We start from the raw sequence: 14883 nt of genomic DNA, 5'->3' as shown, positions 1-14883 counted from the left end.
GGAAAACAAGGGAACGAAGGAATTAAGATAAGGATTGCTGGAAAATGGCTATAAAAAAACCGCCCCGGTAAGGAGCGGTGATGAAAGGTGAACGGTTATGAACGTAGGTCGATCACCATACGGCCGCGGATCTGGCCCTGTTCCATCTCTTTGAAGATGGCGTTGATATCCTCAAGCGGACGCATCGTAACTTTCGGCACCACCTTGCCTTCAGCGGCAAACTGGAACGCTTCCTGCAGATCCTGACGGGTGCCGACCAGCGAACCCACCACCTGAATGCCGTCCAGCACCAGACGCGGAATGTCGAGGCTCATCGCTTCCGGCGGCAGCCCAACCGCAACCACGCGGCCACCGGCACGAACCGCATCCACCGCCGAGTTGAAGGCCGCTTTCGCGACGGCAGTGACCACCGCAGCATGCGCGCCGCCGGTTTTTTCCTGCACAATTTTAGCGGCGTCTTCGCTGCGGGAGTTGATGGTTAAATCCGCGCCCATGCTGGCCGCCAGCTTCAGCTGTTCGTCGTTAACGTCAAGGGCGATGACTTTGGCGTTAAAGACGTTTTTAGCATACTGCAGCGCGAGGTTGCCCAGCCCGCCCAAGCCATAAATCGCGATCCACTGGCCCGGCTTAATTCCGGAAACTTTCACCGCTTTGTAGGTGGTGACGCCGGCGCAGGTGATGCTGCTGGCCGCGGCTGAATCCAGACCGTCCGGCACTTTTACCGCATAATCCGCGGTGACGATGCACTCTTCGGCCATGCCGCCATCCACGGAGTAACCGGCATTTTTCACATCGCGGCACAGAGTTTCATTGCCGGTGTTACAGTATTCGCAGTGGCCACAGCCTTCAAAAAACCACGCCACGCTCGCGCGGTCGCCGACCTTCAGCGACGTCACGCCAGGGCCGACCTCTTTTACGATGCCAATCCCTTCATGGCCGAGGATCACCCCCGTTTTATCGCCAAAATCCCCGTTCTTCACGTGAAGGTCGGTATGGCAAACGCCACAGCACTCCATCTTCAGCAGGGCTTCCCCATGCTTAAGGGTGCGTAAGGTTTTTTCGGTGACGTTAACCTGATGATCCTGAGTAACAACAGCAGCCTTCATGTGTATCTCCTTGTTCATGATAAGAATCTGCATAGCAGGGTAATACCTCTTAAGGATTAATACATTAGCCTGGTAATGCAAGGCTGCAGCAACATAATGTCATCATTTAATCCGATTTCAGATTAAGAACAGGGCGTTCCTCTAATAATTTAGGGGGAAAATACTGGCCCGGCGAGAGGCTCGCCGGGCGCAGCGTTACAGCTGTGCTTCTATCTCCTCAATCTCTTTACGCCATTGCGCCTGCAGCTGCGGCTTTTGATGCTTCGGCTTACGCGCCAGGTCTTCTTCCAGCAGCGTTTCCAGCGCGATCAGCCGCTCCAGCAAATCGTCGTACGGCGAGGGTTGAACCGTCGCAGATGAAATCACCGGTGCGGCGGATGTCTCGAGCCCCGCGCTTTCACGCAGCCGCTCAAACACCGCTTCAGCATCGTGCCACTCGCTCAGCCTGCCGTCCTCAATCAGCCAGAAGCGGTTACAGCTTTGGCTGATTAACTGGCGATCGTGGCTGACCAGCAGCACGCCGCCTTCGAACTGCTGCAGCGTTTCCGCCAGCGCCTCTTTGCCCTCCATGTCGAGGTGGTTGGTGGGTTCATCCAGCATCAGCAGGCTATAACGGGCAAGCGTCAGCCCGACGAACAGCAGGCGAGAGCGCTCGCCGCCGCTGAGCGTACTGACTTTTTGCCCGTGGCGCGCCCACGGGAAGCCGGCGCTGATGAGCGCCATCTTCCTGTGCTGCGGATCGGGTGCAAACGGCTCCAGCGCGTCGAGCAGCGTGGCGTTGTCCGCAAGCTGATGAAGCGTCTGGTCGTAATAGCCTGCCGACACGCGCGGGTGCAGCTTCAGACCCGCGTTTGCCAGTTCCCCGGTAAAGCCGCGCCAGATAAGCTTCATCAGCGACGATTTACCGCAGCCGTTACGCCCGACAATCGCCACGCGATCGCCGCTTTTGAGCCGCGCAACGTCGATGCTAAACAGGTCCGGCAGCCCCGGCGCAGGCGGTACGCCGAGGTTTTCCATTTCCAGCAGACGGTCTGCCCGCAGCGCGTCACCGCGCAGGGTTAACGTCCACTGGCTGCCTGCCGTTACTTCCGTCTGGCTCTCCTTCAGCCGTTCGACCTGTTTTTCCATCTGTTTGGCTTTGCGGGCCAGGTCTTCGTTGTCATAAACCTTGCCCCAGGTCGCAAGCCGTTTCGCGCTGGCGGTTACGCGGTCGATCTCCTTTTGCTCCGCCTTATTGCGCTGCGCATCGCTTTCATCTTTTGCGGCAAGCGCCCTGCGGGCGGCCGTGCAGGGAAGGGCAAAGTAGTGCAGCGTCTTATCGCGCAGGATCCAGCTGCCGTTTGTGACGGCATCCAGCAGCTGTCTGTCGTGCGAAACCAGCACGAAGCTGCCTGACCAGTTCTGTAAAAAGTGTTCCAGCCAGAGCATGGTCGGCAAATCGAGGTGGTTGCTGGGTTCATCCAGCAGGAGCAGATCCGGCTCGTGAATCAACGCCCGCGCCAGCAGCAGGCGGGTGTGCTGTCCGCCGCTCAGGGTGGCGGATTGCAGCGTCATATCCTGCGGCGTAAAGCCCATGCTGGCCAGCAGCGTTTCGGCTTTCCAGCGCAGGCTGTCGCGCTCAGCTGATGGCAGCTGCGCGAGTACCGCATCCAGCATGGTCAGCGGGAAAATGGCGTCCGGGAGATGTTGCTCCACGCGCGCCATCAGGCAGTGCCCGGCAAGCGCGACCGTTCCGGCGGCAGGGATATCTGTTCCGTCCAGCACCTTTAAAAGCGTACTTTTGCCGCAGCCGTTGTCGCCCAGCAGGCCAATGCGGTCGCCTTTTTTCAGCGTAAAGGAGAGGGAGTCGAAGAGCGTGCCAAACGCCGTATCAACGCGTAAAGATTGTGCAGTGAGTAAAGTGCTCATTGTTGCTTACCCAAGAGTTACAGGCATGTTTATGCCTCGTCAAACATCGCTGACGATAACTCAGTAAGCCCGAGAGAAGGGATTTCAAGGGTTGGTGTCTTCGCTCAAGCAAAAGTTATCGCAGCACGATACCGATAACGCTTGAGCTGGTGCGATCACCAAATGTATGTGAAACATTGAAAATTTCACAGTACAGCATAATTGGCCTCCTTATATATTCAGTGGGTTAATGGATGAAAGGAGTGTAGCGGGGGAAAGGGGGTTTGGCCAGGGGATATTCGATCGTGCGGTCTGTGCCCCTCACCTTAACCCTCTCCCCACAGGGGAGAGGGAACGGTTCGAGCGCAGAATTAAATCGAGGTACGACGATAGCTGCGGTATTCAGGCATCCAGAAATTATCATCAATAGCCTGCTGCAGCGCGTCGGCAGAGGTTTTCACCGCCACGCCCTGCTGCTGCGCCATTTTACCCACCGCAAACGCGATAGCGCGCGACACCTTGTGAATGTCCTTCAGCTCCGGCAGCACCAGCCCTTCGCCGTTGTTGACCAGCGGCGAATAGCCCGCAAGGGTTTCGCTCGCCGACATCAGCATCTCATCGGTAATGCGGGACGCGCCGGAGGCGATCACGCCCAGACCAATGCCCGGGAAGATATAGGAGTTGTTGCACTGGGCGATCGGATAGGTTTTATCCTTCCACACCACCGGATCGAACGGGCTGCCGGTGGCAACCAGAGCGTTACCTTCGGTCCAGGCGATGATGTCCTGCGGCGTCGCTTCCACGCGGGAGGTCGGGTTAGAGAGCGGCATCACGATAGGGCGCTCGCAGTGCTTGTGCATCTCGCGGATGATCTCTTCGGTGAAGAGACCGGTTTGCCCGGAAACGCCGATCAGAATATCCGGCTTCACGTTGCGCACCACGTCCAGCAGGGAGAGCACTTCGTTGTCGGTATCCCAGTTTTTCAGGTTCTCGCGCTTCTGCACCAGCTTGTTCTGGAACGGCAGCAGGTTCGGCATACCGTCGGTCAGCAGGCCGAAACGGTCAACCATAAAGACGCGGGAGCGGGCCAGCTCTTCGCTTAAGCCTTCGCGCTGCGTCTGGGCAATAATCTGCTCGGCGATACCGCAGCCCGCAGAGCCTGCGCCCAGGAAGACAATTTTCTGGTAGCTCAGTTGGCTGCCGGCCGCGCGGCTGGCGGCGATAAGCGTGCCCACGGTCACCGCTGCGGTGCCCTGGATGTCGTCGTTAAAGGAGCAGATCTCATCGCGATAGCGGTTCAGCAGCGGCATCGCGTTTTTCTGCGCAAAGTCTTCGAACTGCAGCAGAACGTCCGGCCAGCGGTGCTTCACGGCCTGAATGAAATCGTCGACAAACTGATAGTACTCGTCGTCGGTAATGCGCGGATGACGCCAGCCCATGTAAAGCGGATCGTTCAACAGCTGCTGGTTGTTGGTACCGACATCCAGCACCACCGGCAGTGTGTAGGCCGGGCTGATGCCGCCACAGGCGGTGTAGAGAGAGAGTTTTCCGATTGGGATCCCCATCCCGCCAATGCCCTGGTCGCCGAGGCCGAGAATACGTTCCCCGTCGGTCACCACGATCACTTTGATATTGTGGTTCGGCACGTTCTGCAGAATATCGTCCATGTTGTGACGATTCTGATAAGAGATAAAGACGCCGCGTGAGCGACGGTAGATCTCAGAGAAGCGTTCACACGCCGCACCCACCGTCGGGGTGTAGATCACCGGCATCATCTCTTCGAGATGGTTTTGCACCAGGCGATAGAAGAGGGTTTCGTTGGTGTCCTGAATGTTGCGCAGGTAGATGTGTTTGTCGATCTCGGTTTTGAAGCCCTGATACTGGATCCACGCGCGCTCTGCCTGCTCTTCAATGGTTTCAACCACTTCGGGCAGTAAGCCCAGCAGGTTAAAGCTGCTGCGCTCTTCCATGCTGAAGGCGCTACCTTTGTTGAGCAGGGGGAATTCGAGTAAAACCGGGCCGGCATAAGGGATATATAAGGAACGATGTTTTTTCAGTTTGTTGTCCATGTCACTCACTCTTTTTTTGAAGATCCGTCCCTGACACTGCTGTTTGTCATCTTTCTGGCCTGTGCTACGGGGTGCGGTCGGGCGGTATTATAAAGGAGCTAAATATTAATTACCGCAACACATAAACAAAAACACCACCGGTTTTGCCGATGGTGTTCTGGATCTCAGTCTGGAACTTACTTGCCCGCGTGGCGTTTTCTGCCGGTGGCGTGAGTGACTTGCGTTTCATGGTCGCCTTCAATCACCACTTTACGCTGATTAGAAAGCTTGTAGTTCAGTCCCAGAATGTGGCGTGCCTGACGGTTCGATTTCATGTTAACTCCTCAATCCTGTTGATAGTTTTAAGGACCAGTTTGCTTTCGCAAACGAAATGTAACCCCTTAGGTTGCAGATCCAGCTTAGCAGGTTTTTACAAAGGTGCGTTTTGCCCGCTGACGACGTAGTTAATGGTCTGCTGGTAGATGTCACTGAGGATGTCATTATCCGTGGATTCCACCCACTTGGTCAGTTCCATTAAAATGTCATCTTCAGTCACAGCACCGTGCTCGGCGTGAAGACCCTGCGCGATCGCGTTAACGAGTTCAGGTTGTGCTGCTGCGGTATTAGCCGGGTAATAAGTAAACATGCTGCCTCCGTGTCGTTGTCTGTTTAATGGTACGGCTCGCAAAAAATTTAATTCATAAACAGAATGGCAAATATTTTCCCGGTTGTGTCTCAGATTCATCTTAGAAATAAAAATGACATAAGTGCATGCTTTTATGCGCTTTTAGAATGTGGGGATATATTGATGTGTAGCGGTGAAGATATTTTTGGGGACTCCTGCCATCGAGGAAATATAGCAGGAGCCGTTTTTAAATTACCACTTCATTTCGCCGGTATTCACTTTGGCGCTTAATTCCAGAGAGCTCTCTTCGGCCAGGCCCGGATACTGTTTTTTCAGTGCACCGATAACGCCCGCAGAGTCTTTATGTGCCGACAATGCCTGTTCAAAATGCTGCAGATAGCCACGGGTAAAATCAATAGCCCCGGTCCCGGCCGGCGGCGTGCCCAGATAGTGGCCCGGGATCACGCGTTCCGGTTTGTGCGCGGCCATATTGTCCAGGGTCTGCTGCCACTGCTGACGGCGAGCCGGCGTCTGGGTATCTGCCGTCCAGACGTGAATGCCCCAGGAGACGCCGGTGCCGCCAAGAATCGTTTTTGCTGACGGGATCCATACGTAGGCCGCGTAGCTGTCCGGCTGCTCGATATCGACCTTTTCCCCGTCAATCATAAAGGTGGTGGAGGCGAGCACCTGCGGCACCACCAGTTCAGTCGGCGCGCCGTCTTTCATCTGCGGGCCCCAGAAGGCGAGCTTGGCGTCTTTGGTGGCCTTAATATGGTCAACCACCTGCTGCGTGGCCACCACTTTGGCATTCGGGAAGGCTTTCACCAGCGGCTGCAGGCCAAAATAGAAGTCCGGATCGCCGGAGGTGATCACAATCTTGTTCAGCGTTTTACCGCTGCGGCGGATTTTCTCTACCAGCGCTTCGCCATCCTTCACGCTGAACTGCGCGTCAAACAGCACCGCCTCTTTCGGGCCGGAAACGAGCGTGGAGGAGACCGCGAAAATGCCTTTTTCCTGCGGGTTATAGGTATCAATCGTCAACGGTGCGGCAAAAACGGCCGGAGCGAAAAGGGCGGAAAGCAGGGCAATATGAGTGAGTTTCATGCTGTTGTCTCTGTTGTTCAGGAATATCGTTATTGTACGGATATTCGCATTTGCCAGAATTCCTGAAACAAGACATGCTTAGTTTCATAAATCGAGCAGATGGAGCTTATATGGATCGCGTTATTGCCGCTCAGGTCTATAACCGGATATGCGAGCTGGGAAGCCTGAGCGCGGCGGCCCGCGCGCTGGGCATTTCCCGGCCAATGGTAAGCCGCTACCTTGAACAAATGGAGAAGTGGGCGGGGACGCGGCTGGTAAACCGCTCCACGCGCAAGCTGACGCTAACCGCGGCAGGGGAAAAGGTGCTGCAAAAAACGCGGACGCTCTCGCAGATCTCGCAGGAAATCGAAGGTCAGTCTGAAAAAGATCTGCCGTCCGGCACGCTGCGGGTAGCCTGCGCGCACTTTACCGCGATGCACCTGATTGCGCCGGTCCTGCCCGGCCTGCTCTCGCGCTACCCGCAGCTGCGCATCGAGCTGGACGTGAACAACCACCCGGTCAGCCTGGTGGGAGAGCGCATTGACGTCGCGGTGCGCATTACCGATAACCCCGAGCCCGGCATGATCGCCCGCCGGCTGGGGGAGTGTCGCTCGGTGCTCTGCGCCTCGCCGGCGTATCTGGCACAGCACGGAATCCCCGCCAGCCCGGAAGAATTGGCGCAGCACAACTGCCTGCACTACAGCTTTTTCGCCGGCCAGTCCTGGCGTTTCCTGACGCCGGAAGGTGAAAGCCTGAGCGTGGCCGTCAGCGGCAACCTGAGCGCCAGCATCTCTTCACTGCTCATGAACGCGGCGATCGAGCATTGCGGCATCGCCATGCTGCCGGAGCGCGAAGCGCGCGCCGCGCTGGAGCAGGGATTGCTGGTGCCGGTGCTGGAGGCACTCGAGCCGAAACCGCTTGCCATCCACGGCATTTATCAGTCACGGGAATACCAGCCTGCCGCGCTGCGCGCGTTCCTCGACGAACTGTCCCGCAGCCTTGCCTGAGAGGCGATTATTTTGCCTTTAGCCAGGGAGAGGCCGTGCTCCAGAAAATAATATCTGCCCCGAGATAGCTTTCGCCGAAGCGGACAAACTCCGCTTTGGTGAACGGTTTTCCGGTTTGAGGATCCTTATAGGTCAGAGTCGGTTCCTGAACCGCCATGGCGATAAGCGGCAGCGTCTGTTTATTTTTATGGAAGAAGGGATAAGCATTCTTCATGTGCGCCTTGCGGTTGGGAACAATGTCCGGCCCACCGAGGCCGATATTGTTGGCGCTGGCATACGCAAACAGACGCCCCATGTAGTTGTGGTCGTTATCCCACTCGCACGGCCAGAAGTTCACGTACTGCACCACGTGTGATTTCTGAAAGGCCTTGCGCGCAAAGGCCAGATTTTCCATCTCACCCGCGAAATAGCTGTCGCAGGTAAAGCCCGCTGGCGGATTTTTCTCGTCAATATCAATCGCGGTTTCGGGCAGGTTCACGCCATACACCTCGCCATCAAAGCGTTTTGCGAGGGCAGCCAGCAGCGCCTGGTAGCGCTGGCGCACCGCGGGGTCCCACTGACGCGCTACCCATCCCGCGCCGACAGGCTTGCCCTCGCCGGGGTTATCGAACTGCGGCGCAATCCCGCCGCTGTATTGCTTATCGTGCATCAGATAGTCCGGAACGTAGCGGGCATCCGGCTCAAAAAAACGATCCTGGATCTGAATAAAGAGTTTTTTCCGGGCGGCCTTAACACGCGCCAGATCCTGCTCAATTCGCGAGAAGTCATAGCTGTCCTTCTCGGGTTCAAGCAGGCGCCAGTTGTACACGATCTGCACGCCGCCGATGTCGCCACGCGCAACAAGCGGGAGCGCCGCATCGAGGTCGCCTGAGCTGGTATAGATAAAGTTTTCCGGCGTTTTGGCCAGTGAAGAAAGAGAGAGAGCCAGCGTGGTTACCGCGACGGCCATCCTGATTTTTAGCGTCATATTTTTATCCTTGTTGTCGGTACAGCAGGTGAAAGACCCGGAATCGTCTGTGTTCCAGGGCGTGTCAGATGCGTAGTCTATACTTAACCCTTTGTAAGCCAAAAGGAGAGCAAGAATGACGATTCATAAGCACGGTTCGGCACACTGGTCTGGCGACATTAAGCGCGGGAAAGGAACGGTTTCCACCGAGAGCGGCGTTCTCAACCAACAGCCTTACGGCTTTAACACCCGCTTTGAGGGTGAAAAGGGGACCAACCCGGAAGAGCTGATTGGCGCGGCACATGCGGCCTGTTTTTCCATGGCGCTGTCGCTGATGCTGGGTGAAGCGGGCTATACCGCTGATTCGATTGATACGACCGCGGACGTCTCTCTGGATAAAACCGACGGCGGCTTTGCCATTACTAAGGTTGCGCTGCAGAGCAAGGTAACCGTTCCGGGCATTGCGCCACAGCAGTTTGACGGCATTATTCAGAAAGCCAAAGCGGGCTGTCCGGTGTCGCAGCTCCTGAAAGCTGAGATTACGCTGGACTATAAGCTTAACTAAGCCCCTGCCGGGTTCGCGCCCGGCTATCCCTTCAGCGCGGCGGGAAACACCTCCGCCAGCCAGGCGATAAATACCTTCAGTCTGTGCGTCAAATGCCGGTTCTGCGGGTAAACCACATGAAATGGATAGGCGGCAGGGCGCCAGTCGCCCAGGATCGCCGTCAGCCCTCCCGCCTGTAAATATGACTTAGCCGAATACTCAAAGGTTTGAACGATCCCCAGCCCCGCCGCGGCAGCCGCCAGATGAGCGTTGCTTTCATTGACGCCGAGATAGTGCGGAATGCTGATTTCCAGCGCTTCGCCGTTCTCCCTGAAGCGAAACGGAAACGGTCGTCCGGTGACGGGAGAGAGATAGCTAATAAGCTTATGGCCGTTGCGCAGCTCCTGCGGATAGGCCGGTACACCGTGGTTTTTCAGGTAACCCGGCGTCGCGCAGGTGACCATTTGGGCATCACCGAGATGGCGGGCGATAAGGGTTGAATCGTTCAGCGGGCCGCCGCGGATCACGCAGTCTACGTTACCGCTGATGAGATCGACCGGACGATCGGCTACGCCAAGATCGATGCGGATATCCGGGTAGCGCCGCACAAATTCCGGCAGCAGAGGGATGAGTACGTCCCTGGCGGTGGACCCGCCCACGTCAACCCGCAAATGCCCCTTGGGCGTCGCGCGGGAAACGCGAAACGAGGTGTCGATATCTTCGATATCAATCAGCACCCGGAGCGCTTTTTCATAGTATTCCATCCCTTCAGGCGTCGCGACCACCCGGCGAGTCGTCCGGTGCAGGAGGCGTATCTCCAGATGCGCCTCAAGTGATTTAACCAGCTTGCTCAGGGTGGCGATCGGCATATTCAGCGAGTCCGCTGCGCGGGTAAAGCTGCCGGATTCCACCACCCGCGTGAAAGCGCGCATCGCCATGAGCTGATCCATGATGACCTCTGATTGTTTCTTTAGGTGAATAGTCATTTTCATTTTTGCCCGTTTTTCACTAATGCCGCAAGGGCTAAAGTCTGTCCAACGCAAACACAAAAAGGTAAATGACATGAACACGACTCTCTCAGGAAAAATCGCACTGGTCACCGGCGGCAGCACCGGTATTGGTCTTGCCACGGCGCAGGAGCTGGCGGCTCAGGGCGCGAAGGTGTACATCACCGGGCGTCGCCAGGCCGAGCTGGACGCGGCGGTGGCAGAAATAGCTTCAACGGCCGTGGGCATTCGCGCGGACGTTTCTAAGCTTGCGGATCTGGATGCGGTCTATGCCCGGATAGCAAAAGAAGAAGGCCGTCTTGATATCCTGTTCGCCAATGCGGGTGGCGGCGATATGCTGCCGCTGGGCGCGATCACCGAAGAGCAGTTTGATCGGATTTTTGGCACCAACGTTCGCGGAGTGCTGTTCACGGTGCAGAAGGCGCTGCCGCTGTTATCCGCCGGTTCGTCGATTATTCTGACCGGCTCGACGGTGTCGATTAAGGGGACGGCCAACTTCAGCGTCTACAGCGCCAGTAAGGCCGCGGTGCGTAACTTTGCCCGTTCCTGGGCGCTGGATTTGCAGGGCCGCGGGATCCGCGTCAACGTGGTGAGCCCGGGTCCAATCAAAACGCCAGGTCTTGGCGATCTGGTGCCTGAAGAGCACCGTCAGGGGCTGTACGACGCGCTGGCCGCGCAGGTACCGCTGGGGCGTTTAGGCGCGCCCGTTGAGGTGGGTAAAGCGGTGGCGTTTCTGGCCTCCGACGCGGCCAGCTTTATTAACGCCACCGAACTGTTTGTGGACGGCGGGATGGCGCAAATCTAATCCAGGCTGCGCCAGCAGCGAACGTGACGGCCCTCGCCAGAGGGCTGTAGCGGCTGGGAACGTTCACACCCCTGCGTTGCCATCGGGCAGCGGTCGCGGAAAAAACAGCCTTCGGGCAGATGTCGGTTGCCGGGAAGCTCCGTTTTGCGTAGCGCCAGCGTTTCATCCAGCGGCTCTCCGGTGCGGGGAACCGAATCGAGCAGCAGGCGGGTATAGGGATGGCGTGGCTCACTCAGCACCTGCGCGGCGCTGCCCAGCTCCACAATCTGCCCGAGATACATGACCGCCACCCGGTCGCTCATGTGCCTGACCACCGAGACGTTATGCGAGATCAGTACGTAGGTCAGATTACGCTGCTGCTGTAGCGTCACCAGCAGGTTGAGGATCTGCGCCTGCACGGAGATATCCAGCGCGCTGGTGGGCTCATCAAGCACGATGATATCCGGGTCGGACGAAAGCGCCCGGGCGATGGCGATGCGCTGGCGCTGCCCGCCGGAGAAGGCGTGCGGAAGACGGTCGAGATATTCCGGTCGAATGCCTACCTGCAGCGCCAGATCCTCCGCCAGCCGGCGGCGCTCGCGCTCGCTGCTGCGTTTCTGCACCCACACCGGCTCGGTGATGATGCGCCAGACCGGCAGCCGCGGGTCGAGCGAGGAGAGCGGATCCTGAAATACCATCTGCATGCCGCCTGCGTGGTGCGCACGCTGGCATGCGCCGAAGCTCGGCTTAAGCATGCCCATCAGCAGCTGGGCCAGCGTGCTTTTCCCGCAGCCGGATTCCCCGACAATGCCCAGCGTTTCCCCCCGACGGATCTGGAGATCCAGCCCGTTGAGGGCATGGACCTGTTCCGTCACGCGGCCAAGCCAGTTTTTGCGCGCCGCAAAGTTCACGTGCACGCTGTCCAGTTCCAGCAGTACGTCAGACATGGTGTTTCTCCCGTTGTGGATACCAGCAGGCAGCCCGCTGTCCTTCTGCGCCAGCGGGCGACAGGCGCGGCGTTTCGCTGCATTTCGCCCCGGCGGCAAAGCAGCGATCGCGAAAAGCGCACCCCTGCGGAAGCTGGCTGAGGTTGGGCACCGTGCCGGGGATGGCGGGAAGCAGATCGCGCGGCTGGCCGTTTTCCGGCGCGCACCGCAGCAGGCCGATGGAATAGGGATGCACAGGGCGGTGGATCAGCGTTTGCGTGGCACCGCTCTCGATCACGCTGCCCGCATACATCACGTACATTCTGTCGCAGAGCTGGGACACCACGGCCATATCATGGCTGATAAACAGCACCGAGGTGCCGCTGGCCTTCGCCTTATGCTTCAGCAAGCGCAGCACCTGGAGCTGAACGGTCACGTCCAGCGCGGTGGTCGGCTCGTCGGCGATGATCAGCTCCGGCTCGCAGGAGAAGGCAAGGGCGATCATCACCCGCTGGCGCATGCCGCCGGAGAGTTCAAACGGGTAACGCGCCATGACCTGCTTCGCGTCCGGGATTTGCATCTCTTCCAGCAGGGCGATCGCCTTCTGCTGCGCCTCGCGCCGGGAAAGCGGCTGATGCTGGCGGATCACCTCCACCATCTGTTTGCCAATCCGACGCGTCGGGTTGAGGGCGGTCATGGGCTCCTGAAAAATCATCGCCACTTTAGCGCCGCGCCACTGGCGAAGCTGTTTCTCGGACGCCGTCAGGACGTTTTCACCCAGTAATTTCACCTGACCGTGATGAATACGATAGCTGCCCTCCGGCAGCAGGCGCATGGCGAGCATGGCGGTAACGGATTTGCCCGACCCTGATTCGCCCACCACGCCGACAATTTCACCCCTGCCGATCTCAAGCGAAACGTGGTTCAGCGCGTGAACCTCACCGCGAAAAATCGGGAAGCTCAGATGCAGGTCTTCAATACTCAGTACCGGTTCGGTCATTACTGTTTGCCTCCTGACTTCGGATCCAGCAGATCGCGGATACCGTCGCCAAACAGGTTAAAGCCCACGGCGGTAATCAAAATCGCCGCACCGGGAAAGGCGCAGTACCACCACTGGTCCAGAACGTAGTTACGGCCCACGGCCACCATCGCGCCCCATTCGGCGGTGGGCTGCTGCGCGCCCAGGCCAATAAACCCCAGCGTGGCGGCCATCAGAATGGCGCTGCCGATATCCAGCGACGCCTGCACGATCAGCGGCGGCAGGGCGTTGCGCAGGATATGCCAGCGGATCAAATGCCAGCGGGACGCGCCAAACGTGCGGGCGGCCTGAACGTAGGTGAACTGACGCACCACCAGAGTTTGCCCGCGCGCCAGCCGCACGTAGAACGGTATGCGGACGATCGCAATCGCCAGCATGGCGTTAAACAGGCTCGGACCGAGCGCGGCGGCCAGCGCCATGGTCAGCACCAGAGAGGGAATGGAGAGCATAATGTCCATCACCCGCATGATGACGGCGTCGCCGCGCCCGCCCAGTACGCCGGACAAACAGCCCAGCAGCGAGCCAATGCCGCCCGCAATCACCACCACCGCCAGCCCGGCGGTAATCGACTGCTGGCTGCCCGCCAGCACGCGGCTGAACAGGTCGCGTCCCACCTCATCGGTGCCAAACCAGTGCTGCGCAGACGGCGCCTGCAGGCGGGCGGTAAGGTCCAGCGCGTTCGGGTCATGCGGCACTATCCACGGCGAGGCCACCATCAGGAAGAGCATCGCGATCATAATGACGCCGCCAACGATCGTAAGCGGGCTTTGGCGCAGCATCCAGAACAGCTTTGCCCAGTTGACGCGTTGTCTGGCGGTTTTCACCGGGACGGGCGTTTCCTGCGTTAACATCATTCGGCACCTCCGCGCCCGATTCGCGGGTCAATCCACAGGTAGAGCAGATCGACCACCAGATTAACCAGCACGTAGGCCAGCGAAACGACGACGGCAAAGCCCATCACCGCCGGGAAGTCCAGCGCCTGAATGGACGTTACCACCCAGGCGCCCATTCCCGGCCAGGCAAAGACGGTCTCGGTCAGTACGGCGCCGTAAAGCAGATCGCCCAGCGCCAGCCCGAGCACGGTAATGGATGGGATCATGGCATTCGGCAGGGCGTAGCGCAGGACGATGTACCAGCCGGGCAGGCCGCTGGCGCGGGCGGTGCGGATGTAGTCCTCGCTGAGCTGCTCCAGCATCGCCGAGCGCACCTGGCGCGCCACGATGCCCAGGTGAACAAACGCCAGCGTCAGCGAGGGTAAAATCAGGTGCTGAAGCGCGTTGGAAAAGACCTCACCGTTGCCTTCCAGCAGGGCGTCCAGCAGATAAAACCCGGTGACGTGGGTCGGCGGATCGAGCCAGTCGTCCAGCCTGCCGCCGCCCGGCAGAATCTGCAGGTGCCCGTAGAACAGGACAATCACGCCCAGCCCGAGCCAGAACGCCGGCGTGGAGATCCCGGTCATCGCCATTAAACGCACCAGGTGATCCAGCCAGCGGTTGCGGTATACCGCCGACAAAATCCCCAGCGGCACGCCGATGACCAGCGCCAGCAGCAGGGAACAAAAGGCCAGCTCCAGCGTGGCGGGGAAAAAGGCCTTCAGGTCTTCCGCAACCGGGCGTCCGGTACGGATGGACGTGCCTAAATCACCGTGGGCCAGGGCGTCCACGTAGCGGCCAAACTGAACGTACAGAGGTCGATCCAGCCCTAACTGCTGGCGGATGTTCTGCACGATTTCGTCGCTGGCGCGGTCGCCCGCCAGCAGACGCGCCGGGTCGCCGGGGATCATGTGTGAAATAATAAAGGTAATGATACAGACACCGGCCACCACCAGGAGTAACCCCCAGCAGCGCTGGCGCACTATGCTCCAGAACGTCATACGCTTTC

15 protein-coding genes are annotated in these 14883 nt (G+C 58.7%); 3 read left to right on the top strand and 12 right to left on the bottom strand.

Features of this window, described 5'->3' with window-relative positions; genetic code table 11:
* Window positions 1–95 precede the first annotated feature (95 nt).
* The 6 genes from adhP to USG84_RS05800 form a co-directional block, all read right to left on the bottom strand.
* Complete coding sequence (gene adhP / locus USG84_RS05825; protein ID WP_320738205.1) at window positions 96–1106, bottom strand: alcohol dehydrogenase AdhP; 1011 nt, start codon at window positions 1104–1106, stop codon at window positions 96–98.
* A gap of 195 nt (window positions 1107–1301) precedes the next feature.
* On the bottom strand, window positions 1302–3014 hold the full coding sequence (locus tag USG84_RS05820) for an ABC-F family ATP-binding cassette domain-containing protein (RefSeq protein ID WP_320738204.1): 1713 nt from the start codon (window positions 3012–3014) through the stop codon (window positions 1302–1304).
* 350 nt (window positions 3015–3364) lie between these two features.
* Window positions 3365–5062 carry an NAD-dependent malic enzyme gene (locus tag USG84_RS05815; RefSeq protein ID WP_151413702.1) on the bottom strand — a complete coding sequence of 566 codons (1698 nt, stop codon included), beginning with the start codon at window positions 5060–5062 and terminating at the stop codon, window positions 3365–3367.
* Between the two features lie 176 nt (window positions 5063–5238).
* Window positions 5239–5376 (bottom strand): stationary-phase-induced ribosome-associated protein, encoded by a 138-nt coding sequence (gene sra, locus USG84_RS05810; protein ID WP_008501714.1) that lies wholly within the window; start codon window positions 5374–5376, stop codon window positions 5239–5241.
* 95 nt (window positions 5377–5471) lie between these two features.
* Complete coding sequence (gene bdm / locus USG84_RS05805; protein WP_013096534.1) at window positions 5472–5687, bottom strand: biofilm-dependent modulation protein; 216 nt, start codon at window positions 5685–5687, stop codon at window positions 5472–5474.
* A 231-nt stretch (window positions 5688–5918) separates the two neighbouring features.
* Window positions 5919–6770 (bottom strand): Vmh family MBL fold metallo-hydrolase, encoded by an 852-nt coding sequence (locus USG84_RS05800; protein WP_061098146.1) that lies wholly within the window; start codon window positions 6768–6770, stop codon window positions 5919–5921.
* Window positions 6771–6880: 110 nt separating this feature from the next.
* On the opposite strand from USG84_RS05800, the gene USG84_RS05795 reads away from it, so the two are divergent.
* Window positions 6881–7756 (top strand): LysR family transcriptional regulator, encoded by an 876-nt coding sequence (locus tag USG84_RS05795; RefSeq protein WP_320738203.1) that lies wholly within the window; start codon window positions 6881–6883, stop codon window positions 7754–7756.
* Between the two features lie 7 nt (window positions 7757–7763).
* Here the strand turns inward: USG84_RS05795 and USG84_RS05790 are convergent, their stop codons facing one another.
* A complete protein-coding gene (locus USG84_RS05790; RefSeq protein ID WP_151413703.1) occupies window positions 7764–8723 on the bottom strand; it encodes a hypothetical protein in 960 nt (319 codons plus the stop codon).
* Between the two features lie 115 nt (window positions 8724–8838).
* Between USG84_RS05790 and USG84_RS05785 the strand changes: the two genes are divergently transcribed.
* Window positions 8839–9267 (top strand): OsmC family protein, encoded by a 429-nt coding sequence (locus USG84_RS05785; protein ID WP_028013230.1) that lies wholly within the window; start codon window positions 8839–8841, stop codon window positions 9265–9267.
* A gap of 23 nt (window positions 9268–9290) precedes the next feature.
* On the opposite strand, the gene USG84_RS05780 is transcribed toward USG84_RS05785, so the two are convergent.
* The gene (locus USG84_RS05780) at window positions 9291–10196 is read right to left on the bottom strand and encodes a LysR family transcriptional regulator (protein WP_151413704.1); all 906 of its coding nucleotides are present in this window, start codon (window positions 10194–10196) and stop codon (window positions 9291–9293) included.
* 112 nt (window positions 10197–10308) lie between these two features.
* Between USG84_RS05780 and USG84_RS05775 the strand changes: the two genes are divergently transcribed.
* Window positions 10309–11058 carry an SDR family NAD(P)-dependent oxidoreductase gene (locus tag USG84_RS05775; RefSeq protein ID WP_061098150.1) on the top strand — a complete coding sequence of 250 codons (750 nt, stop codon included), beginning with the start codon at window positions 10309–10311 and terminating at the stop codon, window positions 11056–11058.
* Here the strand turns inward: USG84_RS05775 and USG84_RS05770 are convergent.
* Genes USG84_RS05770 through USG84_RS05755 form a run of 4 tightly spaced genes read right to left on the bottom strand, consistent with a single transcriptional unit; the run spans window position 11055 to window position 14875 of the window.
* Window positions 11055–11984, bottom strand: a complete 930-nt coding sequence (locus USG84_RS05770) for an ABC transporter ATP-binding protein (protein ID WP_320738202.1) — start codon at window positions 11982–11984, stop codon at window positions 11055–11057. The two genes, USG84_RS05775 and USG84_RS05770, sit on opposite strands and share 4 nt — an antisense overlap.
* Complete coding sequence (locus tag USG84_RS05765; protein ID WP_151413705.1) at window positions 11977–12963, bottom strand: ABC transporter ATP-binding protein; 987 nt, start codon at window positions 12961–12963, stop codon at window positions 11977–11979. Before USG84_RS05765 ends, USG84_RS05770 begins: the two co-directional genes overlap by 8 nt.
* Window positions 12963–13856 carry a D,D-dipeptide ABC transporter permease gene (gene ddpC, locus USG84_RS05760; protein WP_151413706.1) on the bottom strand — a complete coding sequence of 298 codons (894 nt, stop codon included), beginning with the start codon at window positions 13854–13856 and terminating at the stop codon, window positions 12963–12965. The genes USG84_RS05765 and ddpC overlap by 1 nt, the downstream gene beginning before the upstream one ends.
* On the bottom strand, window positions 13853–14875 hold the full coding sequence (locus tag USG84_RS05755) for an ABC transporter permease (RefSeq protein WP_061098154.1): 1023 nt from the start codon (window positions 14873–14875) through the stop codon (window positions 13853–13855). The genes ddpC and USG84_RS05755 overlap by 4 nt, the downstream gene beginning before the upstream one ends.
* Window positions 14876–14883 lie beyond the last annotated feature (8 nt).

The organism is Enterobacter sp. 168J2 (assembly GCF_034107265.1).
Lineage (GTDB): Bacteria > Pseudomonadota > Gammaproteobacteria > Enterobacterales > Enterobacteriaceae > Enterobacter > Enterobacter nematophilus.
The sequence above is the reverse complement of the archived record's forward strand: the minus strand, read 5'-3'. Positions and strand labels throughout refer to the sequence as shown.